The sequence below is a fragment of the Pseudomonas sp. Irchel 3A5 genome, assembly GCF_900187575.1.
GTDB classification, from domain to species: domain Bacteria; phylum Pseudomonadota; class Gammaproteobacteria; order Pseudomonadales; family Pseudomonadaceae; genus Aquipseudomonas; species Aquipseudomonas folii.
This window is the reverse complement of the sequence record NZ_FYDU01000006.1, coordinates 118,438-144,750: the sequence shown is the minus strand read 5'-3', so window position 1 is coordinate 144,750 and position 26,313 is coordinate 118,438. Positions and strand designations below refer to the sequence as shown.

General features: G+C 59.7%; 26 protein-coding genes. 13 read left to right on the top strand and 13 right to left on the bottom strand.

The window, feature by feature from the left end; translation table 11 throughout:
• Nucleotides 1–2 precede the first annotated feature (2 nt).
• The 9 genes from sctJ to CKW31_RS11575 all read left to right on the top strand — a co-directional run bounded on the left by sctJ (nt 3) and on the right by CKW31_RS11575 (nt 5,778).
• Nucleotides 3–833, top strand: a complete 831-nt coding sequence (sctJ, locus tag CKW31_RS11615; RefSeq protein WP_095095156.1) for a type III secretion system inner membrane ring lipoprotein SctJ — start codon at nt 3–5, stop codon at nt 831–833.
• Nucleotides 830–1,396: a hypothetical protein gene (locus CKW31_RS11610; protein ID WP_095094682.1), complete on the top strand. Its 567-nt coding sequence runs from the start codon at nt 830–832 to the stop codon at nt 1,394–1,396. The genes sctJ and CKW31_RS11610 overlap by 4 nt, the downstream gene beginning before the upstream one ends.
• Nucleotides 1,368–1,940 carry a type III secretion system stator protein SctL gene (gene sctL / locus CKW31_RS11605; protein ID WP_095094680.1) on the top strand — a complete coding sequence of 191 codons (573 nt, stop codon included), beginning with the start codon at nt 1,368–1,370 and terminating at the stop codon, nt 1,938–1,940. The genes CKW31_RS11610 and sctL overlap by 29 nt, the downstream gene beginning before the upstream one ends.
• A 78-nt stretch (nt 1,941–2,018) precedes the next feature.
• Nucleotides 2,019–2,240 (top strand): hypothetical protein, encoded by a 222-nt coding sequence (locus tag CKW31_RS11600; protein WP_049827156.1) that lies wholly within the window; start codon nt 2,019–2,021, stop codon nt 2,238–2,240.
• The gene (locus tag CKW31_RS11595) at nt 2,227–2,670 is read left to right on the top strand and encodes a type III secretion system chaperone (protein WP_095094679.1); all 444 of its coding nucleotides are present in this window, start codon (nt 2,227–2,229) and stop codon (nt 2,668–2,670) included. Before CKW31_RS11600 ends, CKW31_RS11595 begins: the two co-directional genes overlap by 14 nt.
• A gap of 22 nt (nt 2,671–2,692) precedes the next feature.
• Complete coding sequence (gene sctC / locus CKW31_RS11590) at nt 2,693–4,771, top strand: type III secretion system outer membrane ring subunit SctC (RefSeq protein WP_371856734.1); 2,079 nt, start codon at nt 2,693–2,695, stop codon at nt 4,769–4,771.
• Nucleotides 4,768–4,971, top strand: coding sequence for an HrpT family type III secretion system protein (hrpT, locus tag CKW31_RS11585; RefSeq protein WP_087274741.1), 204 nt, complete (start codon nt 4,768–4,770; stop codon nt 4,969–4,971). Before sctC ends, hrpT begins: the two co-directional genes overlap by 4 nt.
• Nucleotides 4,972–4,975: 4 nt before the next feature.
• Nucleotides 4,976–5,341, top strand: a complete 366-nt coding sequence (locus tag CKW31_RS11580; protein ID WP_095094677.1) for a type III secretion protein HrpV — start codon at nt 4,976–4,978, stop codon at nt 5,339–5,341.
• A gap of 50 nt (nt 5,342–5,391) precedes the next feature.
• Nucleotides 5,392–5,778 carry a CesT family type III secretion system chaperone gene (locus CKW31_RS11575; RefSeq protein WP_095094675.1) on the top strand — a complete coding sequence of 129 codons (387 nt, stop codon included), beginning with the start codon at nt 5,392–5,394 and terminating at the stop codon, nt 5,776–5,778.
• A 744-nt stretch (nt 5,779–6,522) separates the two neighbouring features.
• On the opposite strand, the gene CKW31_RS11570 is transcribed toward CKW31_RS11575, so the two are convergent.
• The 13 genes from CKW31_RS11570 to CKW31_RS11510 all read right to left on the bottom strand — a co-directional run bounded on the left by CKW31_RS11570 (nt 6,523) and on the right by CKW31_RS11510 (nt 23,130).
• A complete protein-coding gene (locus tag CKW31_RS11570; protein ID WP_095094673.1) occupies nt 6,523–6,735 on the bottom strand; it encodes a hypothetical protein in 213 nt (70 codons plus the stop codon).
• Nucleotides 6,736–6,813: 78 nt separating this feature from the next.
• A complete protein-coding gene (locus tag CKW31_RS11565; protein WP_095094671.1) occupies nt 6,814–12,465 on the bottom strand; it encodes an AvrE-family type 3 secretion system effector in 5,652 nt (1,883 codons plus the stop codon).
• Between the two features lie 103 nt (nt 12,466–12,568).
• The gene (gene sctU / locus CKW31_RS11560) at nt 12,569–13,657 is read right to left on the bottom strand and encodes a type III secretion system export apparatus subunit SctU (protein WP_095094669.1); all 1,089 of its coding nucleotides are present in this window, start codon (nt 13,655–13,657) and stop codon (nt 12,569–12,571) included.
• Nucleotides 13,654–14,460: a type III secretion system export apparatus subunit SctT gene (gene sctT, locus CKW31_RS11555; RefSeq protein WP_095094668.1), complete on the bottom strand. Its 807-nt coding sequence runs from the start codon at nt 14,458–14,460 to the stop codon at nt 13,654–13,656. The genes sctU and sctT overlap by 4 nt, the downstream gene beginning before the upstream one ends.
• Before the next feature lie 2 nt (nt 14,461–14,462).
• The gene (gene sctS, locus CKW31_RS11550) at nt 14,463–14,726 is read right to left on the bottom strand and encodes a type III secretion system export apparatus subunit SctS (RefSeq protein WP_095094667.1); all 264 of its coding nucleotides are present in this window, start codon (nt 14,724–14,726) and stop codon (nt 14,463–14,465) included.
• A 7-nt stretch (nt 14,727–14,733) separates the two neighbouring features.
• Nucleotides 14,734–15,387 (bottom strand): type III secretion system export apparatus subunit SctR, encoded by a 654-nt coding sequence (sctR, locus tag CKW31_RS11545; RefSeq protein ID WP_095094666.1) that lies wholly within the window; start codon nt 15,385–15,387, stop codon nt 14,734–14,736.
• Entirely contained in the window at nt 15,384–16,553 is a 1,170-nt protein-coding gene (gene sctQ / locus CKW31_RS11540) for a type III secretion system cytoplasmic ring protein SctQ (RefSeq protein WP_141230146.1), read from the bottom strand. Before sctQ ends, sctR begins: the two co-directional genes overlap by 4 nt.
• On the bottom strand, nt 16,550–17,161 hold the full coding sequence (locus tag CKW31_RS11535) for a type III secretion system HrpP C-terminal domain-containing protein (RefSeq protein WP_095094664.1): 612 nt from the start codon (nt 17,159–17,161) through the stop codon (nt 16,550–16,552). The genes sctQ and CKW31_RS11535 overlap by 4 nt, the downstream gene beginning before the upstream one ends.
• On the bottom strand, nt 17,158–17,634 hold the full coding sequence (locus CKW31_RS11530; protein WP_095094661.1) for a hypothetical protein: 477 nt from the start codon (nt 17,632–17,634) through the stop codon (nt 17,158–17,160). Before CKW31_RS11530 ends, CKW31_RS11535 begins: the two co-directional genes overlap by 4 nt.
• Complete coding sequence (locus CKW31_RS11525; RefSeq protein ID WP_095094658.1) at nt 17,624–18,991, bottom strand: FliI/YscN family ATPase; 1,368 nt, start codon at nt 18,989–18,991, stop codon at nt 17,624–17,626. Before CKW31_RS11525 ends, CKW31_RS11530 begins: the two co-directional genes overlap by 11 nt.
• Nucleotides 18,985–19,908, bottom strand: a complete 924-nt coding sequence (locus CKW31_RS11520) for an FHA domain-containing protein (RefSeq protein WP_095094656.1) — start codon at nt 19,906–19,908, stop codon at nt 18,985–18,987. The genes CKW31_RS11525 and CKW31_RS11520 overlap by 7 nt, the downstream gene beginning before the upstream one ends.
• Before the next feature lie 28 nt (nt 19,909–19,936).
• Complete coding sequence (gene sctV / locus CKW31_RS11515) at nt 19,937–22,030, bottom strand: type III secretion system export apparatus subunit SctV (RefSeq protein ID WP_095094654.1); 2,094 nt, start codon at nt 22,028–22,030, stop codon at nt 19,937–19,939.
• Nucleotides 22,027–23,130, bottom strand: coding sequence for a TyeA family type III secretion system gatekeeper subunit (locus CKW31_RS11510; protein ID WP_095094652.1), 1,104 nt, complete (start codon nt 23,128–23,130; stop codon nt 22,027–22,029). The genes sctV and CKW31_RS11510 overlap by 4 nt, the downstream gene beginning before the upstream one ends.
• Before the next feature lie 282 nt (nt 23,131–23,412).
• Here CKW31_RS11510 and CKW31_RS11505 point away from each other — a divergent pair, with 282 nt between their 5' ends.
• From CKW31_RS11505 to CKW31_RS11490, 4 genes are all read left to right on the top strand, one after another.
• Entirely contained in the window at nt 23,413–23,958 is a 546-nt protein-coding gene (locus CKW31_RS11505; protein WP_095094650.1) for an RNA polymerase sigma factor, read from the top strand.
• 135 nt (nt 23,959–24,093) lie between these two features.
• A complete protein-coding gene (locus CKW31_RS11500) occupies nt 24,094–24,930 on the top strand; it encodes a hypothetical protein (RefSeq protein WP_095094648.1) in 837 nt (278 codons plus the stop codon).
• Nucleotides 24,931–25,004: 74 nt separating this feature from the next.
• Nucleotides 25,005–25,379, top strand: a complete 375-nt coding sequence (locus CKW31_RS11495) for a hypothetical protein (RefSeq protein ID WP_095094646.1) — start codon at nt 25,005–25,007, stop codon at nt 25,377–25,379.
• A 141-nt stretch (nt 25,380–25,520) separates the two neighbouring features.
• Nucleotides 25,521–26,075: a transglycosylase SLT domain-containing protein gene (locus CKW31_RS11490; protein WP_214658296.1), complete on the top strand. Its 555-nt coding sequence runs from the start codon at nt 25,521–25,523 to the stop codon at nt 26,073–26,075.
• The last annotated feature ends 238 nt before the right edge of the window (nt 26,076–26,313 follow it).

The window sequence follows — 26,313 nt, the reverse complement described above, 5'->3', positions numbered from 1 at the left end:
TGATGAGGCATTTTCTGCAATACCTGAGCCTGATTGGGCTGGCGCTGATGCTGGGGGCTTGCGGTGATCAGATCGAACTGCACGGCAAGCTTTCTGAAAATGATGCCAATGATGTGATCGCCGAGTTGTCGAGCAAGAACATCGATGCCAGCAAACGCAGTAACAAAGAAGGGGTCAGCGTTCTGCTGTCCGCCTCAGACATCAATCGAGCGGTGCGGGTGCTGGAAGCGGCGGGTCTGCCACGGCGCACGCGCACTAATCTGGGGGAAATCTTCAAGAAGGAAGGGGTGATCTCCACGCCTCTTGAAGAGCGCGCGCGTTATATCTATGCATTGTCACAGGAGCTGGAGTCGACGCTTTCGCAGATTGATGGCGTCATTGTCGCTCGCGTACACGTGGTGCTGCCAGAGCGGGTAGCGCCTGGCGAACCGGTGCAGCCAGCCTCGGCGGCCGTGTTCATCAAACATGCTGCGAGCCTTGATCCGGATACCGTGCTGCCGCGAATCCGGCGCATGGTCGCCAGCAGTATTCCCGGCATGGCAGCGGCGGTGGATAACACCGAGAAACTGTCGGTGGTTTTCGTCAACGCACGTGCCTACCAAGAGGAGCAGGTTCTGGTTCATTACGGACCGTTTATGGTGCCAGAGCAGGAAGTTGGCGCTCTCAAAGGCATGATGCTGGGTGGTGCATTGGGGATTTTCGTTTTATTCGCGGGTTTGATTCTGTGGCTGCGCCCGGCGTTACGCCACAAATTGCTTGAGCTGATGGGCATGCGTTCGGCGCCCAGAGCGCCTGGCACCGCTGTCGGCCGGTTTGACGAGCGCGGGGCGTGAATCCGGCGCTGGCGCAGCAGTGGCTGCAATGGTGGGCGCGGCCCTGGCAATGGGCTGACCCCAGTTGGTCTGAAGTGATGACCGAGCACCGTTTGAGCGATGCCCAGTTTGCCTGGTTGTCAGCGGTATACCCTGATCGACTGGGCGTTGCGTTCGGTGTTCAAGCCTGTAGTCCGACACTTCCAGACCCCATGATCGTCAGCTTGCTGCAGGCCGACGAGCATCGGGAGTCTTTGCTCGCTGTGGTCGAGCATCTCTGCACAGCGCGAGCAACGCGACGGCTGCCGGATGAAAACCTGCGGCCCTGGTGCCGCAGCGTGGCCAAGGCTTTACGACCGGGCAGCTGGTTGCCTGACGAGCCTGTCGACCCTTTGCAACTGCTGGCTCAATGGCGTGGCGACGCGCAATGGCAACGGCTAAGGCTGCTTTGGCCGCGGGCTGTCGCAATCAACATCACCGTATCGCCCTGCGCCGAGCCCAAGCGGCTGGATATGCTCTGGCGCGCCGCCTTGCAACGTATTCTGGAGGAGCCTGATGTTCATTCGTCGCACGCTCAGCTTTGATGCCCGACAGCCTGGCGTTGCCGAGCCATTGCTGCGCCGCGAATATTTCAGTGATGTAGTGCTCGCCAGTGAGCACCTTGCGCGCGCCCATGTGCAGGCCGAGTCGTTGCTCGCTGATGCAAGGGCTCAGGGTGAGCAACTGCTGGCCGATGCTCAAGCGCAATTCTGGGATCGCGCCAATGCCATGCTGGAAGATTGGGAGGCTGAACGGCAGGCTCAGCGTGAGGCATTGGTCGAGCAGGCCCGGAGCCTCTTAAGCGAGACGCTGACTAGTCTGCTGGGCACGCTGTCTGACGAAGAGCGCGCCTTGGCACTGGTGCGCCAGATTGCCCAGAGTCAGACCCGTCCAGTGCGCGCCACATTGCGTTGCGCGGTGGACCTTCATGAATCGGTCGAAGTCTGGCTTCAACAACAACCGCACACTCACTGGCAGCTCGAACGCGACACCGGCCTCGCTCCCGGTACGCTCTGGCTGAGTACTGAAAGCGGCGACTTCAGCCTCGACTGGGAACGGCTGCGCGAGCGCGTTATAGACCTGGCGTGATCAATATCATCACCGACGGAACCGTTCTGTCCGGCGTGACCACTCATCGATAGTCATCCCATTTCGAGAGAGCACGCCATGTCAACCAATGCCCTGGAAAGACGACTGGACAACAACTACGACCGAGCCAGCCGCAACTACGAGTACGCGAGCGAAGCCGCCGCCGACGACCCTAGCGTCGAGAACATGCAGGCCATTTTCGAGGAAACCATGAACACCACTTCGGCCAACTTCGCGCTGACTCAAGCCCTGAGCGCGAAGCACGGCATGACCAAGTCGGTGCTCGATGGCTTCCAGTGAGCTGTACACCCAGCTAGAAGCCTGCCGCCGCGAGGCTGGCGGGCTTTTCGAATGCTGGGTGGACGGCGTCAGCATCCAGGTGCAAAACCACGACGGCGGGTTTTTCTGTCGTGTCGCGCTGCCTGGGCGCATGGGTACACACAATGATCAGCTTGCCCCCCTGTTGCGCCTGGTCGAAGCCAGCCTGATGGGTGAAGACCCGATTGCCCTGGCTTATGACCGCCAAAAACAGCGTGCCTGCCTCGTGCGCTGGCTGCCCCCCGATGTCGACACTGCGGCTCTTGTCGCCACCGTTGAAAACCTGGCCAACCAGCAAGCCGCCTGGGCGCTGGTACTCGCCGAACAGGCCCCGCGCAAAACGGCAGGCCGACCCGCCATGCCCGCGTCGCTGGGTCTGGGACTTTTGCACAGAGGATTGATGAATGGGTAAAACTGCCTGGACCTGCCTGCCTTTGATGGCCGCGATGCTCTGGGCCACGCCCACCTTTGCCGTCGTACCGGAGCAATGGCGCGACACCCCGTATGCCTATGACGCCAAGAATGCGCCGTTGACGCAGGTCCTCAAGGACTTCGCCGAGAGTTTCGGCGTCAAGCTGGAGATGGAAGACATCAGCGGCACCGTCAATGGACGGATGCGCAGTGAAAGCCCGGAAGCGTTTCTTGATCGCCTTGCGCTGGAGCATCAATTCCAGTGGTTCGTTTACAACAACAGCCTGTACATCAGTCCGCTTGATCAACAGCAATCCAAACGTATTGAAGTCGATGAAAAGTCAGTTGATGACCTTAGCCAGGCATTGACCGATGTCGGCCTGCTCGATCCGCGTTTCGGCTGGGGCGCTCTGCCCGAGCAGGGCGTGGTGCTGGTGCGGGGCCCGCGTCGTTATGTCGAGTTGATCGAAGACTTCAGCAAGAAGCAGCAAAGCCGCGATGAAAAGCAGGAAGTCATCTACCTGCCGTTGCGCTATGCGAACGCTGCCGACCGGCCGATCAAATACCGTGGCGAAAGCCTGAAAGTCGATGGCGTCGCCACGCTGTTGCGAAACCTGCTGGAACGTCGCTCCTCAATGGGCGGCGGCTTGACCTCTGATGCCCTGCGCACCGGCACGCTTCCCTTGGCGGGCATGGGCGGCATGAGCACGGGCTTTGGCGCTGACGCGAGTAATTTTCCGCAGTTGTTCGACGACTCCGTTGCCAGCAATTTCAGCGGCAAGAATTATGTGGCACCTACCGAAGACGAGCGGCGCTCTACGCGCTCGCGCAATCATATTCGGGTTGAGGCGGACGTGCGTAACAACGCCGTGCTGATCTACGACGATCCCGAGCGGCGTTCGATCTACAAGGATCTGGTCGAGGAGTTGGACAAGCCACGTAACGTGATCGAGATCGACGCGATCATTGTCGACGTTGACCGCAACTCCATGGATGAACTGTCCAGCAACTGGGGGTTGAGCGCCGGTAACTTCAGCGGCGGCGCGAGCATCGCCGAGAACGGCCGCAGCTCGACGATGTATGTTCAGGATCGGGACAAGTTCTTTCTGGGCTTGCGCGCACTGGAAGGTAAAGGATCGGCCACTATCATCGGCAATCCTTCGGTGCTGACCCTGGAAAACCAGCCAGCGGTGATCGACTTCAGTCAGACCGAAATTCTTGAGGCTATCGGTGAACGGGTTGCCAATTTCCAGCCGCTGACGGCGGGCACTAGCCTGCAGGTCATTCCGCGTTCAATCACGGCTTCCGGTGCCAAAGACCAGATGATTCAGATGGTCGTCGATATCGAGGACGGGCAGATTCAGGAATCCAATATCCGCGCCGAGCAGCCTTCGGTGCGCCGTGGCAACGTCAGCACCCAGGCGGTCATTGCCGAGAAGGCCTCGCTGGTGGTGGGCGGTTTTCATGTCTATGAAAACAACGAGCGTCGCAAGAAAGTGCCTTATCTGAGCGCGATCCCGATTATCGGCAAATTGCTGTTCACGGCCAGCGAGCGCAGTGAGTCCAACCGCGAACGCTTGTTCATCCTGACACCCCGCCTGATTGGCGACCAAGTGAACCCGATGCGCTACGTCGACTACGCCAATCCCAATCATGTGCAGGATCGTCTGGACAAGATCAAAAAGCGCCGCGAAGGCACCGAGCGACCCAACCGCACAGTGGTCACCAAAGCGCTGAGCGAGATGATTCAGGGCACGTTGCCTGCGGGCTTTACCGCTGCGGCCATACCTCTGCGTCCCGAAACATTGTGCGATGGCAATCCTGACCTGCAACTCGATCCACGGCGTGCGCAATGGTATGCCGGCGATGCAGGGTTTGGTGTGGCCGTCGCGCTGGTACGCAACCCGACCGACAAGCCGCAACGCGTTGATGAAGCCAGCTGTGGCGGTCGTTATGCGGTCGGCGTGAGCGTCTGGCCCAGTGCCTGGGTGCCGCCGGGTGGCGAGGCCGAGGTGTTCATTGCCTTGCGTCCGCCCAAGGTCAATAGCGGCGCGCCGCAACGTCGTTCATTGCTCACTACTGTGGAGGTCAGCCAGCCATGAAAGCTGTCTTGCTCGCTGTCACCGTGATGTTGTTGGCCGGTTGCTCGTCTTTTGGCCACCGCGGGTGCGCCAAAGAGGCGTGTGACCGGCCTGTTTCCAACGACCGTGAGGTTGTTATCTGGTGGCCGTCGGATATGCGCGACGGCCTCGGCCTGGGGGATGAACAGGCCGATTTCACTCGAGTGCCCTTGGAGGATTAACGCTATGCCTGCTCGTAATACAGACAAGGCGCAATTTTATGCCGAAGTGGTGGCAGGACGCCCTGCTATCTGGGAAATCGCCGCTGGCGTAGCCTTTTGCACACGACGCGAATGCCTGGACTGGGGCCTGGCCTTGCAGGTTGACTGGCACAGCCTGGGACCTTCGCAATTAGGTGATGCGCTGGAGCGTCGTTTCGATGATCCGGAACGCTACAACGATTACTTTCTGTTCCTGGATTCACGCCGCGATTTCGTCGTCTGGCACTGTTTGCCGGGCGAACTGGACACTGCCGCGCTGGATGAAATCAGCGCTCATCAATTGCAGCTCATGGGGCTGGAGCACTTGGGCGAAGGTTTGGCGCGCCATTGATACGCGCCATGTCCCGTCACGCCGATCTTCATTTATAGGGAGTAGAATTCATGACCACACCTCACGCAGACCGCTTGCTTGCGGCGCTGGCCGCCCAGGCTGGCAGTGAACTGGTATTCAAGGATGGCCTTTGTGCGCTGGCCGACGAGCAGGGCCAGGAGCTGGCCAACATCGAAGTCCCTGCACCGGGCGACGTCGCATTTGTGCACGCCCGCATTGATCTTGATCAGACGCAACGTGGCATTCACGAGCGTTTGCTGCAGCTCAATTTCAAGCCTGACCAACTGGGCGGTTGCTGGTTGGCTCTGGATGCGCAGAACACCGTCCGTTTGTGCGCTCAGCAGGATCTCAGTGTGCTCAATGAGTTGAGCTTCAGTCAGTGGATCATGGGCTTCGCTGATCGGCTGGCTACTTTGCGTCGTACGCTGGTGCGGTAACGTGGCTGCATTCCTTCTATTCATGGGGATGTTTGTGTACATATCCGTTGTTGCGTTAAGGGGGATATTGGTTGCGCTTTTACAGCGCGTCACTTTTGATAGATCCGGAAGCCGGCCCAGACAAAAGTAACCAAAACGCTCTTGCCCCATCACTCGGCACCTCGCTGGTGCTCGGTGTACCCGCCCGCAGATCCTGAACCGTGGGCCGCCGCAACGGGCCATCCATGGCCCAATGCGGCTAACCCGGCGTCCTGCCACTCTTCAACTCAAGAGCGCCCCACGCTTCAGAATCTGCGTTCGGCCAGCGTGGTTTAACGGGGCGCCTAAGATCAAAATCAAAAGCGCGGCGGCCTGACAGCCGACCTGGTTGTTTGAACCTGCTACCTTCGCTCCGGCTAACACGGACCTTGTGGGAGCGGTGCTTGCCCGCGATTCAGGCGCCACGGTATGTCAGATATACCGCGTAATCGTTCATCGCGGGCAAGCACCGCTCCCACATAAAACCGCGTGTATCCAGGCCCTGATCTAGATCTGCTTAGATCTGCTTTTGATTTTGATCTGAGGCACCCAGTGGTAGGCATGTACGGATCAACCACATGGGTTACAAAAAAGTGACGCGCTGTAAAAGCGCAACCCCAAAGCAGCCGTTACCGCAGCAACGGATTAGCGCACAGATAGGGGTTTATAACAGCAGCGCCGAACGCGCCGCATACCGCAGCAACGTTCGGCCTGGAGGGGGAGGGGTCAGTAAGTCGCCGGTTTGTTCTCGTTAGCGCTGGCGTAGGAAACCGGTTCGCCGCTGGGCCCGCCGGTGATCAGGTTTTTTGCGGCTTCGAGACCACTGCTGGCCAGTTGCTGACCAGCGCCCTGGGCAAGATTTGCCCCCAGGTCTTTACCGAGATCTTTAGCCATTGGAGCGGCTGCGCGTGCTGCGGTGGCGAGGACTGCTGGGATCATGATGTTTTTCCTTTCAGGGTTGGTAAAACAGGGTTGAGGTGAAACGAGGGATAACTGCCTGCGCGGCGCCTTTAATCATCACAGAGCGCCCGTACTGCGTGGCCCGCTGCCGGTATTGGCACTGTTGCTGGAATGCTCGACGATGGTTTCCCCAGGCTTGGCCCGGCCAACGTCTTCTTCGCTGTGCAGGTCCTTTTTGTTGCGTGAACCTTTAATGGCATAGCCCTTGGCACTCATGTCATCACGCACTGGCTTGTCCACCAGTGGCCGCACCAGAAGACCGCCAGGCGTCATGCTGATCGGGCGGTGCTCCTCTTCCTGGCTGTACTTGAGGTCCAGCGATGCCAGCACCACCGAGTCAGTGACCGATGCGCTGCTTTTGGCGCTGAGCAGCAGGCTGGGCGTCGCCTTGGAGTCGGTCTGGGTCGCACCGCGCAGCAAGGTGAAGCGCTTGATCCGCACGTTGTCGTCATTTCTCAAGGCGTCTTCGAGTTTTTTCTGAATTTTCGGGTCCTGTGTGTTCAGGCTGTTCTCGATGCTTTCCAGGACCTTGGGTTTCAGTTCCAGAGTCACCTCCATGGACGTAGGGCCGGAGTGTTCAGCACGGCGGGCCATTTCCTGAAGCACGGGGCTCTTGTTGATGAAGGTGGCGATGGCGTTAGCGTTCTGGGTTGAGGTCCTGTCGCGCCAAGGGGCTGAGTCACCGACCAGACCACCTTTGCGCAGTTGCAATCCTGTGTTGGTGAACTTGTGTTCGCCAGATGCCAGCAGGCGTCCGCCGCTTTTCGACAGATCGTTGTTCTTGACCAGTTGCTGGACGCTGTAACGCAGCTCTTGCAGCGTCTCGTTGTCGTGAGGCAGATTGTCGAGATGGTCGACCACGGCCTTTAGTGCCGCCAGATGGCCTTCCGGATTTTCGACTTTCTCGCCGGCATCAATGGCTTTACTGGCTTTTTCCAGCAGTTTGGAGTTCTCCGTCGCCTTGATATCGGCTTTCATTGCGACAGCCAGGGTTCGAGCGTCGTTGAGTACTTTGTTGCGCTGCTCCTGGGTCGGCGCTGCAGGCAGGCTGGCGATGGCCTTCTGCAACGCGTCGACCTCACTATTTTTGGGCATGCTGTCATTCAGGCGCGGTAACAGCGTGCTCAAGTTAGCCACGCGCTCTCGCGCTGGCCGCGGTGGCACGGCTGGCGGTAACGCGCGGCCTCCCAGAGGGCTTGAGGGCAGGGTCGCCGAGGCCGGCGTTGGCGCGGGTGCGCAGCGTTCCAGTTCGGTCAGCAGGGCTTTTCGCTCTGCCAGTGCCTTGGCAATCTCTTTGTCTTTGAGCACCTTGCCCAACGACTTTTCCACGTCGTGCAACTGAGGCGTGGTCACTGCCTTGCCGGGCTTGAAGTTGAGGGTGAATTTGTCGTTTTTGGCCCGGTCCAGCGCAAAGCTGACGCTGAGAGCATCAGGCAGCACGGTCTGGCCGACCAGAATATGATTATTCACGCCCATGTTATTGGCCGTCTGGTCAGGGTGCGCGTTGCCATTGGTAGCAAAACCGACCCGGGCATATGCCCCTGCGCTGGCGGAGGGCAGTGCCTCGAAGGCGCGTTTTACAGCTTTAGCATCTTGCCCTTCGCCTTTGTGGGTGGTGACCTTGGTGTTGGAATAGCTCACCAGCGTGGCTTCTGCATTGATCCCGGCAGTAGCGCGCAGGAAGGCGTTCCATACTCCACCGCTTTCGTTGCGCAGCATCGTACCGCCCAGGTTCAGGCGTCCCAGATCGACGCCGCTACCGATGCCTATTGACCCTTGGTTAACTTTGCTTTTTTCCACCGAGCCGCCTTTGTCCTTGCCCAGGCGATACAGGTCGGCCAATGAAGCACTGGGATCCAGCAGGTTCTCCATGACGTTGGCCATGCTTGCATTGCTGGCAGTCAACCAGCCTGCTATTGCGCGGCTTTGAGTCAGTTTGAAACTGGCGTCGGCACTGTACAATTCGCCGGCACTGCTCGGATTGCCCTTCGGCTCGGAGCTGAACAAGCGTGAGAAAACCGCCGACGGGGCGTGGTAGTAGCCGACGTTCAGGAACTCGTTTCTGCTACGGCTGTTTTTCAGGCCCAGTGTCGTCGCATCTTCACCGCCTTCGGTTTCCAGGCTGATCCCATGTTCGCGCCCAATGCCGAAGTTGACGTAAATTCCGCCGCCATCCGGGGTTAGCGGGACGAACATCGCAGGTGATGTAAAGGTCGCACCCTTGCTGCGCAGCAGTGAGGTCGCGTCGCCCACCTGCAGGTTGCCGAAATGGTCGCCGATGGCGCGCAGATCTTCGGAGAACGAGCGCGTGGTGTTGTAATTCAGGCCATGCCGACCAGTAAGCTCCCGGGCTACAGTGTCGCGAGCCTGGTGCAGCTTCTCAAGTTGGCGGTGGCTGACGATGCCGTTGTCGCTGAACAGTTTGATGTCGCTGTTTTCATAGGCCATGCGCAGGCCTTGTAACTGATCCAGAGTAGTGCTCTTGCCAGGCCCGACATTTTCGCTGTTTACGATCTGGGTCTGTCCTTGTTGACTGTGCACTCGCCCCAAAAGATCGCGCACCTGAAGAAGCGTCTGGGCATCGAGCAGCACACGATCCTCCAGCAGGCTGCTCTTGCTTTCGTTACGGCCTGTGTTGTCGTAGCCCGGTTCCAGTTGGCGGACTGGCAGCTTCAGGCCTAGCTGGATCAACTCTTCAAGTTTGGTCTGCGCCTTGCTGGTGGGGCTGAGTCCGCTGTCGAGCAAGGCATCCTGCATGACTTTGACTGCGCCGGTGGCCTTGACTGTGCCTGTGCCCGGGGCCGTGGCGTTGGATACCCCAGGTTTCAGGGCTTTACCGCGCTCATCGAGCAGTTTGTGAATCTGGCCCAAGCGGACGATTGCCTGGTAGCTGCTGTCCTCGATGTCTTTGTGCAGTGTTTCGAGGCCGGTATGCAGTTGCGCTTTTTCCTGATCTGCGCGGGTTTTTGGTACAGCCTTGCTTTCCAGCAGCGCTATACCTGCCTCCAGCATCGGCCTGGCGGTTCTATTGGTGTTTGTGTTTGTGTTGGTATTGGCCTTGGTATTAGTGCTATCGAAACGCTTATACAGTCGCAGCGACTCCTGATAGATCGGACTCATGCCCGAACGGCTGCGCGGGCCAGGGGTCAAGGCATGGTGGCCCGCAGCCTGCAGCTTCTGCTTGATGTTCTCGCCTGAGTTGAATGCTTGTTTGAGTTCTTTGGCATTTGCCTTGGGGGTTTCCAGCGGATGGAAGTGGTGTTGATAGGACTCGCCCATCTTGCGAAACCCTTCGGCAGCGGTCTTGAAGATGTTTTTCGCGCCACCGGTACGCACATTATCGGTGGTCGAACCAAACATGGTGGTGGTCGCCGAGCCGTTGGCGTTGCCGATTTTGGCTGTCTTGTGATTGCGCGCCTGCATGCTTTCCATCTGGCTGTTGGCCGTTGGATTGGCCTGAGCCTTGGCCGGGCGCAGCACTATTTCGCCGAGGCGACCGTAAGACAATTCCAGCGAATGGGTGGACGGTCCGGGCTGAACCGTCTGACCGTTGGCGTCTGTCGTACTTGGAGGCGACAGCGTGGCTTCGATCACCGGGCGTTTGTTTGGCCCCATCTCGACTTTGCCGATACTTACAGTCGCGCTGGACAAGTCTGCAGCGCTCAGGGAAATACCCGGTGCGAGAGCTGTTTTGACCTGGTCCAAAAGCACGTCTGCGCCGTCTTTTCTGGAAGGGTCGGTGATGCCAGGCGAAATTGGATTTCCGATCCGTGATGTCGGCGGCGTCCCCGGAGCACCCGGCGTAGCAGAAGCTGTCGCCGCTGTAGTCGCCATGGCAATGGCCGTCGCCGTCGCCGAAACAGGGGCCGGTGCAGGAGCAGCAACCGCAGCCGCGGCAGGCGCCGAAGGTGCCTTGGTTTGCAGCCCGGCTGGCTTCCACGCAGCGGTCTCGCCGTGATGGCTCTGGGTCCACTGATCGTGGGGCAGCCGGTACAGATTGCCGCCTGCTGTCACGTACAGATGACGAGACTGATCAAGCGCGACGCTGGTGACAGCCAGTTCTTTGCCTTGCGCATCACGAGGGAGCGGGATGTCGACATTCAGCCCGTCGATGCTGGCTTTGAGCTTCGCCGGGGCCGATTCGGTGAGCAGGGCAAAATTCTTGTCGTCGAGCACCGCGCAATGGCTGACCTTCTCTTCGCTCAATGTTCGCCCCACCTCCGCTGCGGTCGAGCGACCCAATGCCACCGGTTCGCCGTTGCCCAGCTTCAGTTTGGGTTGCGCGAAGCTGGCGTCCACAACCTTGGGTTTACCGTCTTGAATCACATACGGCTTGTCGTCGAGGCCGCGCACCAGTTGAGTAACGCCCTTGACATGGAGCTTGTCCCAGCTCTGGGTGGTTTCGTTCCAGCCGCACAGGTCGCCGGTTTTATTAAGACCCAGCGCCGCGCCGCCGTGGAGGCGGACTTGCGTGTCGTCGACGCCGATCCGTTCCGGCAGGCCGTTCTGGTTGACCAGATGCATCTGCTCGCTCAGCCGCCAGCCGGGACCCATTCTGCATTGGGTGGGTTCATCTTTATTCGGTGTAGTCATCGGCTGAATGAGCGGCGCACTGTGGCGCAAGCCTACGCCGTCACGTATCACCGCCTTGAGCGTACCGGCGTCTGCGATGAAGCCCTCGATTGCCGCCTTGTCGGCGGCCTCGGCGCCGATCGCCTGATTCAGGCTTGGTTTCACAGCCTGCAACGACATCGTGTCTTTCGACTGCCAGTCATCGTTAAGCAGCTTGTGATGAAGCCCACCGTCATTGTCCAGTACAAACAGCGTCGGGCTGCCGTGGGTGTGGCTGGGCTTGAGCAACCCGACACGCTGGACATCGATAGGGGTTCCATCGTGCTTGAGCAGGCTGAGTTCGACGCCTTTTTTGCGATCAGTGCCTTCGGTCAGGTGAATCTTGCCGCTACGCTTTAACTGGACTTCATGGCTATCGATCGCGCTGTGGTCGCGTATGTCGTCCTTGTGTTTATACAGAATCATCTCGCCGCGCTGATCCAGCGACAAACGCGAGATGTTGTCTTGCGCAGGCTTTGCAGGGCTCCAGCGTTGCGCTGTTTTGTCGAAGGTGTACAGGGTGCGATTGTGCAGCGTGTGCTGAACGTTTTGCTTGTCGGTAAAAATACCGCTGCTTTCTGCCTGGTGACCTTTGCCTGCCGCGATCAGCGTGCTGACACCCTGGGGCATCGACGACTTCAATGTACTGATCACTGCATCGCTTTGCTGCACCTGGTGATAGTGGCCGTCCTGGTCCTGCATCTGGTAGCCCTTCACCCCGGGGCCCAAGTGATGCTGATTGATCGCGCGAATATTCTTGTAGCTGCCTTCGGCGTTGAGCTTTTGCGTGATTGCGTGCGCGGAAGTGGAGTTGACCATTTGCAGGTCGGTGGTTTTACCGTCCCGTGGCACGCGCATCAGGTCGTCGTGCCACTCGCGTTGTTCGTGCTTGCCGACGTCACGCTGACGGGCGCGAAACATGCCGGTGACTTTGCTGCCCGCTTTGATCAGCGAATTCGCCACACCAACATGGGATGGGCGATCACGAAGCTGATTGAGTTTCGGGGCCTTGTTCTGACTATGCAGCGGTGGTGCGGCAGGGGGCTGCTGTACGTTCTGGGATTGGCCATGCAGGCGCGATAGTAGTGAGTTAATCATTCCGTGAATGCTCGTCTCAGGGCTGTTACTGGTGTGTGGTCTATCGTCCTGAAACGGTTCCAAAGGCTCTGAAAAGGCTTTTCAACGCCGACGGCATTGGTGGTCAGAGCATGTCGATATCGTTCGCCAGGATGACTTCACGCTTGGCTTCGTCGTCCAGTTGCTTGATCACGCCGTAGATCTGCGCCACTGCCTGCAGTGTGTCCCGCGGGATAAAGCGCCCTTCGGGCACGCGATACAGAACACGGGCGAGCCACACGCACTGGACCACCGGAATGCGTTCGCGCTTTGCTTCCTCGATCAGCGCTAGGGCGCCGGCATCCAGATGTTTGCAATGGATACGCGGCAGGGCTGTTTTGCCAGGCTTGTAATACAGGGCAACCGCATAGTGGGTCGGGTTGACGATTAAAACGTCGGCATCCTTGACCGGTTTGGGCGGGGCCTTGGGTGCCTGATTGAGCAATTCGTGGGCGAGTTGGCGGCGGTGGCCCTTGACCTCCGGGTTGCCCTCGGAGTTTTTGTATTCCTGCTTGATGTCTTCCATGCTCATGCGCAGTTGCTTGGCGTGGAAATATTTCTGAATGGCAAAATCCGCCACAGCGAGTGCCAGCAATAGCCCGCAGGTCACCCGCAAAATCCGATGGAACAGCGTCGACAGCGCGTGCCAGAACGTCACCAGATCGGTGTGCACCAGGCTGACCAGCGTGCCCAGTGCGGGCTCGACGATAAACCACATGACGGTTGCAATGATCGCAGCCTTGACCACGCCGGACAGCGACGTGACCAGGCTGCGCAGGGTGAACATTTGCTTGAGGTGGCTGAAGGGGTTGAGCTTTTCCATGGTCGGCTTGAGCGCCTCGGGGGCGAACAGGAAGCCGAATTGCATCCAGCTCCCGACCAGCCGCATAAGCATGGCGACGCCGACGCTCAATGCAGCAAAAGCGGCCACCAGCCACACGCCCTGAGTGACCACTTCACCCACGGTGCGCAGGAAGGGTTGGTCCATGCGCGTCATCGACAGGTTGATCAGCGCCTGCAGCTTTTCCATGCTGACGTCGGCCATGCCCAAGGTGATTTCACTGACTACCACCAGGATCAGCAGCTTGGGCAGATCCTGGCTCTGCGCCACTTGCCCGCGCTTGCGTGCATCGCGAATCTGCTTGGGCGTGGCGTCCTGATTCTTCTCGCTCATGGCGTCGGTTCGCGAGGGCCGGGGACCATCAGCAGCAGGGTGTGTCGTACGTCCTTGAGGAGATCAAGGCGTTCGATACCCAGGTCCATCAGGGTCGGCAAGTAAATCACCAGGAATGCAAGGCCGATCACGCACTTGGCCGGCATCGCGAGGATAAACACGTTCAGTTGGGGGCTGTAGATACCGATCAACGCCATCGCTGCTTCGACCATCAGCAACAAGGCAATAAACGGTGCCGAATACAGCAGTAAATGGGTGAAGGTATCCTGCAGGATTCCCAGGTATACATCGAAGCCTTGAGCTTGCAACGCTGGCCACCAACTCGTTGCGGGCCAGATCTGATAGCTGTCCCAGATCACCTGCATCAGCAGCGGCAACCCACCAATGATCATCAACAGCATGATCATGGTTTCTTCGAACAGATGCGATAACGGCGTGACATCAGCGCCCAGCGCCGGGTTGAGCTGGCCGCCGGTCAGTGCGCCACGCTGGTTGTCGAGTAACACACCCACCGCGCTGAATAAAAAGAACGGAAGATAAAGCACCAGGCCCATCAGGGTGCCCAGTATCATTTCCTTGAAAATCAGAAAGAAGATGTCCGACCATGATTTGCCCAACCGACTCAGCTCCTGGCCGATGCCCGGAGCAGGGATCAGCGCCAGTGCCGTCAGTACGGCATAGCGCGGCAGGCCTTTGAGGTGCTTGAACAGAAACGCAGGCACCAGAAACATGCAGGGGTAGAGGCGGGCCATGGACAACGCGATGCCGTTGAGCAGCTCGTAGGCGAACTGGGCGTCGAACATGCTCAGCCCTTACCGGTCTGGGCAATCATGTTGAACGCCATGTTGGTCAGTTGAATCAGCTCGACGCCGATCCAGCGGCCGGTCATTGCCAGGGTTACACCCACCGCGAGCAATTTGAGGCCGAACGGTAAGGTCTGATCCTGGACCTGCATCAGTGCCTGGACCAGTGACGTCAGCACGCCGACCGCGACAGCCACAATCAGCGGCGGTGCAGTCAACAGCACCACCAGGATCATGCCCTGTTTGAACAGGTTCAAGGCTTCCATCGCGACCTCACATATAGGAGTAGAAGAGGCTGTCGAGCAAGCGCGTCCAACCGCTGACCAGCACGAAGAGCAGGATTTTCAAGGGTAGGGAAATGGTCATCGGCGAGACCATTTGCATGCCCAGCGCCAGCAGCAGGTTGGAGACGATCAGGTCAATGACGATGAACGGGATGTAAATAAGAAAGCCGATCTCGAACGCCGCCTGCAGCTCTGACAGTACGAAAGCCGGGATCAACAGCAGCAGATCTTCGCGGCTGGCGGCATCGGCCATCGCCTTGGGCCACATGCGCAAGGCATTTTCGTGCAGGTGAGTCAGCACGTCGGGCTCTACGTTGTGGCTCATGAACGCTTGAAGAGGGGCGAGCAGCGCCTGTGCGCTTTTACCCAGGCCTTTGGTGTCATTCAGTTGCAGCGGATGCTCTTGGGCAATGGTGGCGATTTCTGAAAACACTGGTGCCATGACGAACAGCGTGGCGGCAAGAGCAATACCATAGAGCGCCATGTTCGGCGGCACTTGCTGCACGCCAATGGCATTGCGGGTAATGAGCAGTACGGAAGCGATTTTCAGGAAGGACGTGCACACCACCAGGAGGAATGGCAGCAGGGACAATGCGCCAAGAAACAGCGCCAGCATGATTGGATTCGTGTCATTGAGCGTCATCCGCGCTCATCCAGCTGAGTAATCTGCAAGCCGAGGCGGCCTTCCACATCCACCAGTTCACCCTGCGCCAGCCGTCGTTCACCGTAGTAGAGACCGGCCAGCCCTGGCGTCACGCCGGGTACCTCAAGGATCGCGCCGGGTGCCAGGGCGGCGAGTTCGCCGAGGGTCAGGCGTATCTGGCCGCAACGCAACGTCAGCGGCATCGCCAGGTCGGCGAATGCTTCGGTAGGGCGTGCTGGCGACTGAGGGGCCTGATCGGCCTGATCGTTATAGTCGTCTTCGTCTTCAAGCTGCCCGGCAGGCTCGGTGTAGTACTGATCTGCGTCAGCCTCTTCTGCGTAGGCACTTTCGGCATCTAGCTCATCAGCATGAGCGTCTTCATCCGCCCAAGGGTCGGTGTACTCGGCAATCGGTTCGTCAAGCTCATCACGGTCTGCCACCGTCGTCTCCTCGATTTCCAGAACTTCCAGTTGCAACCGTTCGGGCTGTTCGCAAACACGTACCTGAAGACGGCGCTGTCCCAGGGTCAATACCCCAAAGCCTGCGGTGTCGAAGTCAGCCTCGGTAGGGCACAGCACGTCACCAGGTCGCAAGGTTTCGAGCGTGTGCCGGGGTAGACTCAGGCTGCCCAGACGCAGCGCGAAAGCCAGCGTTAACCCTGAGTGGTCCCGTGGTGGATTTGCGTTCCATGTGGGCTGGTCGAGCCAATCGGCGAGCGCCGGGGCAGAGACTGCGAGCACACTGTCGACGCGGCCCTGACTCAATTGCAGGGTCATCTCGCAGTACACCCAATCGGCTTGCGCTGGTTCAGAGGCTGGCAGTGGTTTCAGTGTGCCCAGGACGGCGGCCAGTTCTGCCGCCAGCCCGGCGTTGTAGAGCGGCCATAGCCAGCCATCGTCTGCGTCCGTACTCGCAACCCCGGCAAATCCCGGGCAGCTCGACCAGGCATTAAGTACCGGTTGAGCATCGCTAAGCCCAAGGGTTCCTAATGCGCTGTCGAAGCAGTTCAGCTCAGCGGCGACAGGCGCACGGCGGCTGGCCTTGAGCGTCAGTCGGCCCGCCTGGCCCTCCACGTTGAATGTCATCCATGGCTCGCCAGCCAATTGTCGAGACAGGCGGGCCTGAACATGGCTGACCTGCCGCAGTGGCAGCACCTGGGCATTCATGCGCACCCCCGGTGACGCACGCTGAGGTTGACGGGTTGACACAGCGCTCGGCTCAGATCGTCCTGGCAGCGCGGGTGGTTCTGGCGTAAATGCTCGGCGGCATGCGCTTCTGCGCAATCCAGATCAATGTCCCAGCCGCGTGGCGAACGATTACGCGCATTCAGGCCGATGCGGCCCAGGTTCGGCATGAACAGCGTGGCTTGCAGTGACTGGCCGGTGCCAGCGGGCAGCCGTCCGGCCAGGTCATCGACCAACTGGTTCCAGGCGGCGAAACCTGCGCTACCCATGCCATCAGCCTGGCCTGCGAACGACTGGCCACGTGAACCGCCTTGTCCCTGGCCAGCCATGCCGCCCAATGGCGCCAGGAGTTGCTGAAAAAACAGCCCGTCGGCCATACGTTCGGAATCGCCATGTCGGGCTTTGCCGCTGTCTCGCCCCGACGTCTCTCGAGGCCGATCAAGCTCGTTGGGGCCACGGCCTTGCGGGCGCGCAGCAGCACTTTGTGGCTGCTGTCTGTCGCGAGGTGCATCGCGCTGCGGCTCGTGCCGTTCCGGCTTGGCAGGCGTGCGATGATCGAGAATAGCGTGTGCAGGGCTGCTGAGATTCATGTCGTTTCCTTTGGCAGAGCCAGGGTTTCGCGCAGGCAGGCCAGTTTTTCCAGGGCGCGCTGGCTGGCGCGCAATTGAGCCTGGGCTTCGCTGACACGCACGTGCTGGGCGTCAAGTTCAAGATTCAGGCGCTGGACGTGGACGCGCAGCTCGGTTTGCCGGTCCATGAGTTGTTGCTCTCGCTGATGCCACTGCTGGATAGCGTTGAGGCTCATGACCTGGCCCTCACACTGCAACGCCAACGCTTTGCGTGCCTGCTTTTGCTGGCGCAGGTCTTCAGCGCAGTCTTTATCAGCCTGTTCTATCGCCGCCTGCATCTGCTCGGCTTCCTGCCGGGCTTCGCGGCAACGGCGCTCCAGGCTGTGCTTGCGCAATTCGCGCAGCGGCGAGAGCAGGGTCACCACCTCGACCAGCGCATCGCGCTGCGGGTCGGCATCCGGTGCGGCTTCTTCAACGGCCGGTCTACGGCGCATGGGCTGTCAACGCATAAAGTTGTTCAAGGGTGTCTTGCAGATCCAGCGGTTCGCGCAGGTCCTGTTGCAAAAACTCATTGATCTGGTCGTGCAACTGCACGGCGCAGTCAGTCATTGCATCGTTGCCGGGGGTGTATTCGCCCAGACGCAGGAGCATTTCCACTTGCTGATAGGCCGCCAATAAGCGGCGCAGGGTGATATTGCCGCGCTGATGTTGCTTGTCGGTCACGCTGCTGGTGATACGGCTGAGGCTGGCCTGCACGTCAATGGCTGGATAATGGCCGCGCTCGGCGAGCTTGCGCGACATCACGATGTGGCCGTCGATCAGCGAACGGACTTCGTCCGCCACCGGGTCATTCATCGAGTCCTGTTCGATCAGAACGGTGTAGATCGCAGTGATTGAGCCTTGTTCGCTGCGCCCGGCGCGCTCCACCAGACGCGGCAGCAGGGTATAGACCGAGGGCGGCAGGCCGCCGCGTCCCAAGGGTTCGCCCGCAGCAATGCCGATCTCGCGCTGGGCCCGGGCAAAGCGGGTCAGCGAATCGATGAGCAGCAGCACGCGCTTGCCTTGTTGCCGGTAGGCCTCGGCAATGGCAGTGGTGGTGAAGGCTGCGCGGGCGCGCTCCATGCTCGAACGGTCCGAGGTGGCGCAGACCAGTACCGAACGCGCACGCAGTTCGTCGTCCAGTTCGTGATCGAGAAACTCGCGCAGCTCACGACCCCGCTCGCCGATCAGGCCAAATACGATCACGTCGCACGGCATGTTGCGGGCCAGCTCTGCGAGCAGTGTGGTCTTGCCGCAGCCAGCACCGGCGAACAGCCCGACTCGCTGACCTTCACCCAGCGTAATGGCCGCGTCGATGGCCCGCAGGCCGGTGGGCATTGCGTCGACGATACGGGGCCGCTGGGTGGGTGGAATGGCGTCGCAAATCACCGGCTGGGTCGGGCGATGGTCGCCGGGCAGGGCAAACGCACCATCGCCCTGGCCGTCCAGACGTCGTCCAAAACCGTCCAGCACGCTGCCGAGCAGGCTGTCATCGACGCTCACCGAGTGGACAACCCCCAGCGGCTCGATCCGTGCGCCTTGCTCGATGCCCTCTGGTGTACCCAGAGCGCTGAGCAGCGTGCAGTCCTCGGTGAAACCGACAATCTCCGCCAGCATCGCCTCGCCACCGGTTTTATAAACACGGCACAGGTCGCCTATGCGTACCGACGGGACCTGGCATTCGAGCAGGATGCCGTTGACTGCACTGACCCGCCCACTGACCGACACCGGCGAGAGTGTGTTCAGGCGCGCCCTATAGGCGTCAGCCCACTCAGCCAACGGGATGGTTTCGGCCAGCGCGGCGCTCACCATTTCACCTCATAGTGCTCGTCGCCGTCGAACTCGACGTGGTTCTTGTCGATCTTGGTCAGGCGCAGGCCATCCACTTCGTCGCCCAGAAATAACCGGCGATTGTCAGCCAGCACCACGTGGGCGCGCTTGCCACTGGCGATCTGAACAATCTCGAAAGGCAGTTTGCGACCGAACGGCTTGACCTGATCGAGCACTGCCACTTCGCTTTTCTGCTGTTTGCCGAAGCGTTCCAGCATGCGTTTGTACAGCGCCAGTTGTTCAGGCGTTAACGACCCTTTGAGCACGATGCCCTCGGCGCTGGTATTTACGCTGACCGCATCGCGCAGTTCGCGCTCGCGCAACATGATTTGCAGCTTTTCGGTAGTGGCTTTGGCGCTCAGGGCGGCTGGCTCCCGGGGTTGCGTGGCCGGGCGCGAAGGGCTCACGGGCCCCGGTGTGGTCAATGCCCAGGCACTGCCCGCCAGTGTCACCACGATCCCGGCAATGGCCAGACGTTTGTGCAGCGCCGGACGTTTGGCGGGCTGTGACGGCGCAGGTGGGGCCTGAGATTCGGCGGTGGATTCGCTGAAGCCTGACTGGGCGGATGCGCCGGATGGCTTGGGTTCGACCACCGCTGGCCACTGCGCAGAGCTGGGCATGATGCTCAATTGCACAGTGCCCAACTGGAACGTCTGTTCGGCGGCCAGCGCATTCAGGCAGTCGCAGGGCTGACCCTGTTCGTCGAACAGCGAGCCGTCTTCGGCCTCCAGGCGCCAGGTTTCACCGTCGCAGGTCAAGCGACAATGGCGTCGGGCAATGCCCGGGTCCTGCAGCAGTAGATCGTGCTGCTCGTCGCTCCCGACCAGCCAGTGGTCGCCAATCAGCGGCAAGGCCGCACCGCGGTGCAAGCCGTTCAATACGCGTAGTTCGTACATCATCACTCACTCCTCGAACGGGTAGGCAGACTCATGCCGCGTTTTCGTCGGCGATGGTTTGCAGTTGGTCGTCCAGGTCCAGGCGGCCGAGCACCTTGACCTGCGCAGTGCTGTTGAGCTCAGCGAAAGACAGCACGGGAATTTCATGAAATTCATCCTGTAATAACGTGCGCAACGGGCTGCGCAGATCCTGCGCAACCAGCAACACCGCCATCGCCCTGGAGCGACGCGGGAAGGCCTGGCGCAATTGATCGACCAGCTGCTGGCTGGCTTCGGCGGGCAGGGCGAAAAAGGTTTCGTTCTGGGTCTGGCGCTGACTGTCACGCATCAAGTGCTCGCTTTCCGGTGACAGCAGCCAGACCTGCAAGCCTTCCGGACCGCAGTACTGGTGGAAGATCAGCGACTTGAGCGCGATGCGCACGTAGTCGGTCAGGGCACCGATTTCACGCTCGTGCTGGCCGTGCTCAATCAGAGCTTCGGCAATCAGGCGTATAGCACGCAGCGGTACGCATTCGCTGGCAAGGCGTTGCAATACTGCCGAGAAGCGTGCGAGAGGAAGGACCCGCTGCATCTCTTGAGCGAGTTCCGGCTGATCGCGCTCCAGCCAACTGAGAATCGCCTTGCTTTCTTGCAACCCGATGAATTGTGGGCCGCAGGCTTGCATGGCGCGGAACATGCGTTCGACGATCAACTGGCTTGAGGTGCTGGGGTGCAACCCCGGCTCTTGCAGTGTGGGATCATCGGCCGGTATCCACAGCAAGTCGGCCTCTTCGCGTGCAACAAGGCCGGGATGAGCGTTGATCGGTTCTGCAGCCAGCAGTTGTCGTTCTACCGCCAGAAAATCCTGTGTGAAGGTGGCTTTGATCGCAGGCACCTCGTAAACCAGAAAGCGGAATTCGTCAGCAGGCAGATGGCCGGCGTACTCGATGTCGAAAGAGGGCAGGGTGATGCCGAACTGCGCCACGAGTTGGTTGCGGCGCTGACGTACCTGGCTGATCAACGCCATGATTTCCGTCTGGTCCTGGCCTGGATTGAACTGCAGCAGGAAGGTGCGGCAGGGGAAGAACTCACGAATGTCCCGGTCACCATTCTGTTCCGGCGGGACGTAGGCAGCGACGGCCTGAGCCTTGGGGGTGCGGCTGCGCATCAGGCACACGCCCAGTGTGCCGACAAGGATGGAAATGATGACGAACACCATGGTCGGCATGCCTGGCAGTGCCGCGAACCCGAGCATCGCCACTGCCGCAATGACCAGTGATTTCGGTTGCGCGCCCAATTGCTTGGCAATGTCGCCGCCGATGTTGGAGTTTTCGTCGCTTTCCTCATTGGGTACACGGGTGATGATCATGCCGGCGGTCACCGAGATCAAAAGCGCCGGAATTTGCGCGATCAGGCCGTCGCCAATCGTCAGTACTGAATAAAGGTGCATGGCGTCGCCAGCGCTCATGTCGTGCTGCACCACACCAATCGAGATGCCACCAATCAGGTTGATCGCGACGATGATCAGGCCTGCGATGGCGTCGCCGTTGACGAACTTCATCGCGCCGTCCATGGCGCCGAACAGCTGGCTTTCCTTGCCCAGATCCGCTCGACGCTGGCGGGCCTGATCGACGCTGATGAGCCCGGCGCGCAGATCGCTGTCGATGGACATCTGTTTGCCAGGCATGGCGTCCAGCGTGAAGCGCGCGCCCACTTCCGCAACCCGCTCCGAGCCCTTGGTGATGACCAGGAAGTTGACCACGGTCAGGATCAGGAAGATGACCATGCCCACCGCCAGGTTGCCCCCGACAACAAAGTTGCCGAAGGCTTCGACGATGTGCCCCGCATCCTGTTCGAGCAGAATCAGCCGCGTAGTCGCGATCGACAAGGCCAGACGGAACATGGTTGTCAGCAACAGCACCGCCGGGAACGTCGAAAACGCCAAGGGCTTGGGCAGTTGCATGGCCAGCATGATGAGCAGACAGGACACGCAGATGTTCACGGCAATCAGGACATCCACCAGCCCCGTAGGCAAGGGTGTGATGAACATGAAGACGATGCCGATGACGATGATTGCGCCTGCGACTTCTGAACGCTTGGAGGCGGCCACCGCCACCCGGGTCAAGCCATTGAGCACGGCATTCATAAACGGCTACTCCGGTTTGGCAGGGCCTTGCGCTCGCTTTGCCCGAGCTCGTCCATGATCAGCAAGACGTTGCGCAGCGAGGTCTGGCGCGTCTTGTCGTCGCGCCACAGGCCGTTGGGCAGGTCGGCAAGCAAATGACGCAGGCCATTGAGGAAGGTCAGTTGCAGCGTCGGCGATGGACCACCGACTTTTTCCGAGAGTTGCTGGGTGTCGCGTACGTTCATGGACTGGTTGGCCAACTGCATCAGTTGACGCATCAACAACAGGCCGCTCAAGGTCATTGCGGGATTTTTGGCTGCCATGCGGCTGGCCAGGTCCGAGCAGCCGTGGACCAGATTGTTGAGCTGGGTGGTGCGCCCAAGGCTTTCCATCAATGAGCGCAATTTGCCCTCCTGGGGCAACTGCGCAAGGTTGGCGATGTCGTCGGCAAGGGCTTGTTGCAGGGCCCGCAGCCCCTTGATGAAGTGTTTTTCACCGCACAGATGCAACACTGCTTCCATGAAGTTGCCCAGGGATGGGTTCTTGATCAGGTGTTGGTAATAGATAGTGCGCAAGTTGTCGCGCAGATCCGGGTCTTTCACTGCGTTGGTCAGCGCTGGAGTGATGCTCAGACCGGTCTTTATCTCCTCGCCGTGCTCGGCATCCAGTGCGTCAAGTTGCGCCTGGGCCTGTTCGGCCTCGGCATCGTTGCCTTGTTCCTCTGCCTGGTGAGCGATTTCGCTGAGCAGCAGGTGCGTCCGAAGCGGATTGTCGCCTTGGTCCTTGACCATCTCCTTGACCGATTTCTGCTGCCGTAGCTGCTGGCGCATTTTGTTCAACCGGGCGTTCAACTGCGTCGGCGCATGGTTGCCTATTCCCTGGAGCAACTGTTGCACGCTCATCGGCTGACTGTTGGCGTGCTGTCCACAAACCACTTCGCGCTGGCTCAAAGGCTTGCTCATAGAGGCGAGTGCAGCGCTCATCTGCTGCATCAGGCGCGCAGACTCGCCCTGCTGATGCACGCTGGTCGCCCCTGTCTTTGCGACAGGTGACGCAGCGGGCTGCGGCGTCGCCGTATGCACAGTGGTGTGCGGAAGAGGGGTGATGTGGTTGAGGGACATGAGCCGTCTACGCGTCTGGAGAACACCTCTCTGTGTGGTCGCAGGCGCTATACGGTTCCACGCGATAGACAGGTCCGCGTGTGATCAAGAAGATTTGCAAGATGTTGCGAAGGTTTTCCTGACTGCTTGCAAAAGCTTGCGCACAAAATATTCCGAGTGGAAGATAAATATCATAAAAAACAATAGGTTGAGTTGTTTGCAAAGGCTGGCACAGGTTTCGCTATAGGAGTCTTAGTATCGTCGTGAAGCGCTCACGGCGAGGACCTAAGGGAATAATTCAGTATGAACGCCATGAACCAGAGCTTACTGCCCACGCGGACCGGCACCTCCTGCTTCGCTCAGTTGACCCAACAACAACTTCAGAAACTGCAGAACTTCATACATAAGCGCGTCATCAATCCGGAGGATGCCGAAGACATTCTTCAGCAAACGTTCGTTGAAGCCCTCAATGCCGAAAGCCGCTTTTTGCAGCAATGCAAACCTGAAACCTGGCTGTGCGGTATCGCCCTGAACCTGATCCGTAATCATTTTCGCAAGCTCTACCGTCGGCCTATGCACATCGAGTTCGAGGAGCAACTCGCGCATGCCGAGCCAGGTCTGGATATTTGCGGTCACATCGAGAGTTATCGAGACCTTGAACGTACCGTTCAAGCCATCGCTGTGCTGCCAGCCGTCATGCGTCATACGCTGGAAGTCACGGTCGAGACCGAAGGCAGCTACCAGGATGCTGCCGATGTGTTGGGTGTGCCGATTGGTACAATTCGTTCCCGACTGTCGAGGGCCCGCACGCAGTTGCGTGATAATCTGCCAGAAGGTTTTCGTGCGTGAGAGGTGAGCATGTCGAACTTCAAGATTGGAGGTCCGCGGCAAATACAGCCCGGTTTGGCGCCGGTGCCATTAAGGGCCGCTCAAGATCCCCTTGACCAGTGCTTGCAGAGAGCCGGCAACGCTGCATGGCCCGGTATGCCGGACGCCCATGCGCATGCATTCCAGCGATTTTCCGAGCGTCGGCGCATTGTGTTCGGTGTGCGGGCCAGAGCCTCGGGGCTGGCACAATTGTGGGTCAATGGGCGGCCGTTGTGGGAGCTCGACAGCCCAACGGGTTTCAGCCAGCCTGACCTTCTGCCGTCCCCCGCTGCCTTGGCTCAGGGCGCAACTCCTGTATTGAATGCCGCTCTGCTCAGCGACAGTCGCTTGCGTCAGATGCTCAACGAGGGTGAGTTGCTGGCGATGGGGGGGGAGCGCAACGGTATCCAGAGTTTGCAAACCCTGGGTATCGGCAATCAGATTCTTTCGCTTCTGGCCAGGCGCGAAAGCCCTGACCAGTGGAGCCTCTGGCAAGGCAGCACACCTTTGACGCTGGGCACCACCCGGGCTGAACCGACCGGGAAGGCAGGTGATTACGAGCTTTTATTGCTGGCACCATTGCTTGATTGCGGCGGGCCCAGCTATGCGGAAACCCAGCTCTGGAACGCTGCCTATCGACGCAGCCTGGGTGACAGCCCGGAGCCCGATGACCCCGCATGCGCCGAGCTGGCCGGACGCATTGAAATGATCCTCGCCGCACTGGATGACGACGCCGCCGGGATCGCCCCGCTTGAGCAAGACATCAGGCCGCGCCCTGGCGGCCTGGCGGTTGATGACTTCCCCGCCATGCTCTTCCTGCCACACCCGGTCGGCGACTACCCGACCCGGTGCCCGATCGCCGATCGTAGCGCGCTCTATCAATTACTGGACACCTTGCACAGTGCTGGTTTGGCGCTCGATATCGATCCGGGCTGGCGTGACCTGATCGACTGATCGATTGCATGCAACGTTTTCGCGTGCTGTGACCACACAGGTTGATATGTGGTGACACCAGTGGAGATGTGATCATGAAAATCATGCTGTGCCTGGTCATGGTGTTGATGCCTTGTCTGGCGCAGGCGGCATGGCCTTCCCCCAGCGCTTGTTACCAGGCCCACAGGGCTGTAAGCCAACGCCTGGCTCAGGCGATTGCAGCTCAGGACAACGTCGGTGCAAGTAAATGGCGTGGGCAGTTAGCAACCATCGTTGCGCAATGCCAGGCCGCGCAGCAAGCACAGGATAGCCGCCGGACCCAGCAGCGCTACCTTCAGCAACGCCGACAGCAAGACCAAATCAACCAGCAGCGCAATGCCCAGCGTCGCATTGTCGAGCAGCAGCGCCTGCGCCAGCGGATTCAACAACAGCATCTGAACCAGCGCAACATGCCGGACATCCGTTACTGATGCCCGATGTTTGTCTGTCTACCGTCAAGGAAGCTTTATGAATATCAGCATTTATATTCGACTTTCCGGGTTCGCATTAAATGATCGTGGAGGTGCTGTCGCAAACGCTGCCCATTCGCGGGGCAACCGGCAGATGCCGGCATGAGGCGGGAACACCTATTGAGGACGGGGCAGTTAGGTGCGCTGCTGGCGTTCTTCGGCGTATTAGCGACCGACCCCGCCTGGGCTGGCCCGCCAACCGCGTACCGACAGGTGGCCGAGGCTGCGGGTGTCCCGGCGCAGTTGCTTTATGCGGTGGCGCAGACCGAGAGCAACACGCAGTTGCGCATAGGGTATTACCCATGGCCCTGGACTCTGAACGTTAAAGGCAAGCCGCTGCGTTTCGAAACTCGCGAGGAGGCCTGCCGGGCGGTGCTCAAGGCAATCTCCGAGCAGGGTGTGTATGCGGTGGATATCGGCCTGACTCAGCAGAACTGGGGTTACATCGGGCGCGCCCGGTTTCGCGAGCCTTGCGATGCCCTTCACCCGATCAATAACCTGCAAAGCGCCGCCTTGTTGCTGCGTCAGTACTACCAGCAAACCGGAGACTGGGTCAGCGCTGCCGGCATGTACCATCGCCCGGCGGGTGGAGAACCGGCGCGGCTTTATAAAAGCAAGATTCAGGAACGACTGAAGCGCATGGTTGCTGATCGCTGAGTAGAGCATGGGTATCTGCACAACTTTCCATGTGTGATTTTTTTGTGTACATATCCGTTACTGCGGTCACGCCGACTATCGGTTGCGCTTTTACAGCGCCTCACTTTTGAAGCCCAAAAGTAAGCAAAAGGCTCTTGCCCCACCACTAGGTGCCTCGCTGTCGCTCGGCATGCCCGTAATCCGACATTGCTGCGTGGGGCCGCCGCCACCGGCCATCCATGGCCTGAGGCGGCTAAAC

Coding starts and splice junctions, on each gene's coding strand:
- sctJ (WP_095095156.1), top strand. CDS start 3: ATGAGGCATTTTCTGCAATACCTGAGCCTGATTGGGCTGGCGCTGATG.
- sctL (WP_095094680.1), top strand. CDS start 1,368: ATGTTCATTCGTCGCACGCTCAGCTTTGATGCCCGACAGCCTGGCGTT.
- CKW31_RS11600 (WP_049827156.1), top strand. CDS start 2,019: ATGTCAACCAATGCCCTGGAAAGACGACTGGACAACAACTACGACCGA.
- CKW31_RS11595 (WP_095094679.1), top strand. CDS start 2,227: ATGGCTTCCAGTGAGCTGTACACCCAGCTAGAAGCCTGCCGCCGCGAG.
- hrpT (WP_087274741.1), top strand. CDS start 4,768: ATGAAAGCTGTCTTGCTCGCTGTCACCGTGATGTTGTTGGCCGGTTGC.
- CKW31_RS11580 (WP_095094677.1), top strand. CDS start 4,976: ATGCCTGCTCGTAATACAGACAAGGCGCAATTTTATGCCGAAGTGGTG.
- CKW31_RS11575 (WP_095094675.1), top strand. CDS start 5,392: ATGACCACACCTCACGCAGACCGCTTGCTTGCGGCGCTGGCCGCCCAG.
- CKW31_RS11570 (WP_095094673.1), bottom strand. CDS start 6,735: ATGATCCCAGCAGTCCTCGCCACCGCAGCACGCGCAGCCGCTCCAATG.
- CKW31_RS11565 (WP_095094671.1), bottom strand. CDS start 12,465: ATGATTAACTCACTACTATCGCGCCTGCATGGCCAATCCCAGAACGTA.
- sctU (WP_095094669.1), bottom strand. CDS start 13,657: ATGAGCGAGAAGAATCAGGACGCCACGCCCAAGCAGATTCGCGATGCA.
- sctT (WP_095094668.1), bottom strand. CDS start 14,460: ATGTTCGACGCCCAGTTCGCCTACGAGCTGCTCAACGGCATCGCGTTG.
- sctS (WP_095094667.1), bottom strand. CDS start 14,726: ATGGAAGCCTTGAACCTGTTCAAACAGGGCATGATCCTGGTGGTGCTG.
- sctR (WP_095094666.1), bottom strand. CDS start 15,387: ATGACGCTCAATGACACGAATCCAATCATGCTGGCGCTGTTTCTTGGC.
- sctQ (WP_141230146.1), bottom strand. CDS start 16,553: ATGAATGCCCAGGTGCTGCCACTGCGGCAGGTCAGCCATGTTCAGGCC.
- CKW31_RS11535 (WP_095094664.1), bottom strand. CDS start 17,161: ATGAATCTCAGCAGCCCTGCACACGCTATTCTCGATCATCGCACGCCT.
- CKW31_RS11530 (WP_095094661.1), bottom strand. CDS start 17,634: ATGCGCCGTAGACCGGCCGTTGAAGAAGCCGCACCGGATGCCGACCCG.
- CKW31_RS11525 (WP_095094658.1), bottom strand. CDS start 18,991: ATGGTGAGCGCCGCGCTGGCCGAAACCATCCCGTTGGCTGAGTGGGCT.
- CKW31_RS11520 (WP_095094656.1), bottom strand. CDS start 19,908: ATGATGTACGAACTACGCGTATTGAACGGCTTGCACCGCGGTGCGGCC.
- sctV (WP_095094654.1), bottom strand. CDS start 22,030: ATGAATGCCGTGCTCAATGGCTTGACCCGGGTGGCGGTGGCCGCCTCC.
- CKW31_RS11510 (WP_095094652.1), bottom strand. CDS start 23,130: ATGTCCCTCAACCACATCACCCCTCTTCCGCACACCACTGTGCATACG.
- CKW31_RS11505 (WP_095094650.1), top strand. CDS start 23,413: ATGAACGCCATGAACCAGAGCTTACTGCCCACGCGGACCGGCACCTCC.
- CKW31_RS11500 (WP_095094648.1), top strand. CDS start 24,094: ATGCCGGACGCCCATGCGCATGCATTCCAGCGATTTTCCGAGCGTCGG.
- CKW31_RS11495 (WP_095094646.1), top strand. CDS start 25,005: ATGAAAATCATGCTGTGCCTGGTCATGGTGTTGATGCCTTGTCTGGCG.
- CKW31_RS11490 (WP_214658296.1), top strand. CDS start 25,521: ATGAGGCGGGAACACCTATTGAGGACGGGGCAGTTAGGTGCGCTGCTG.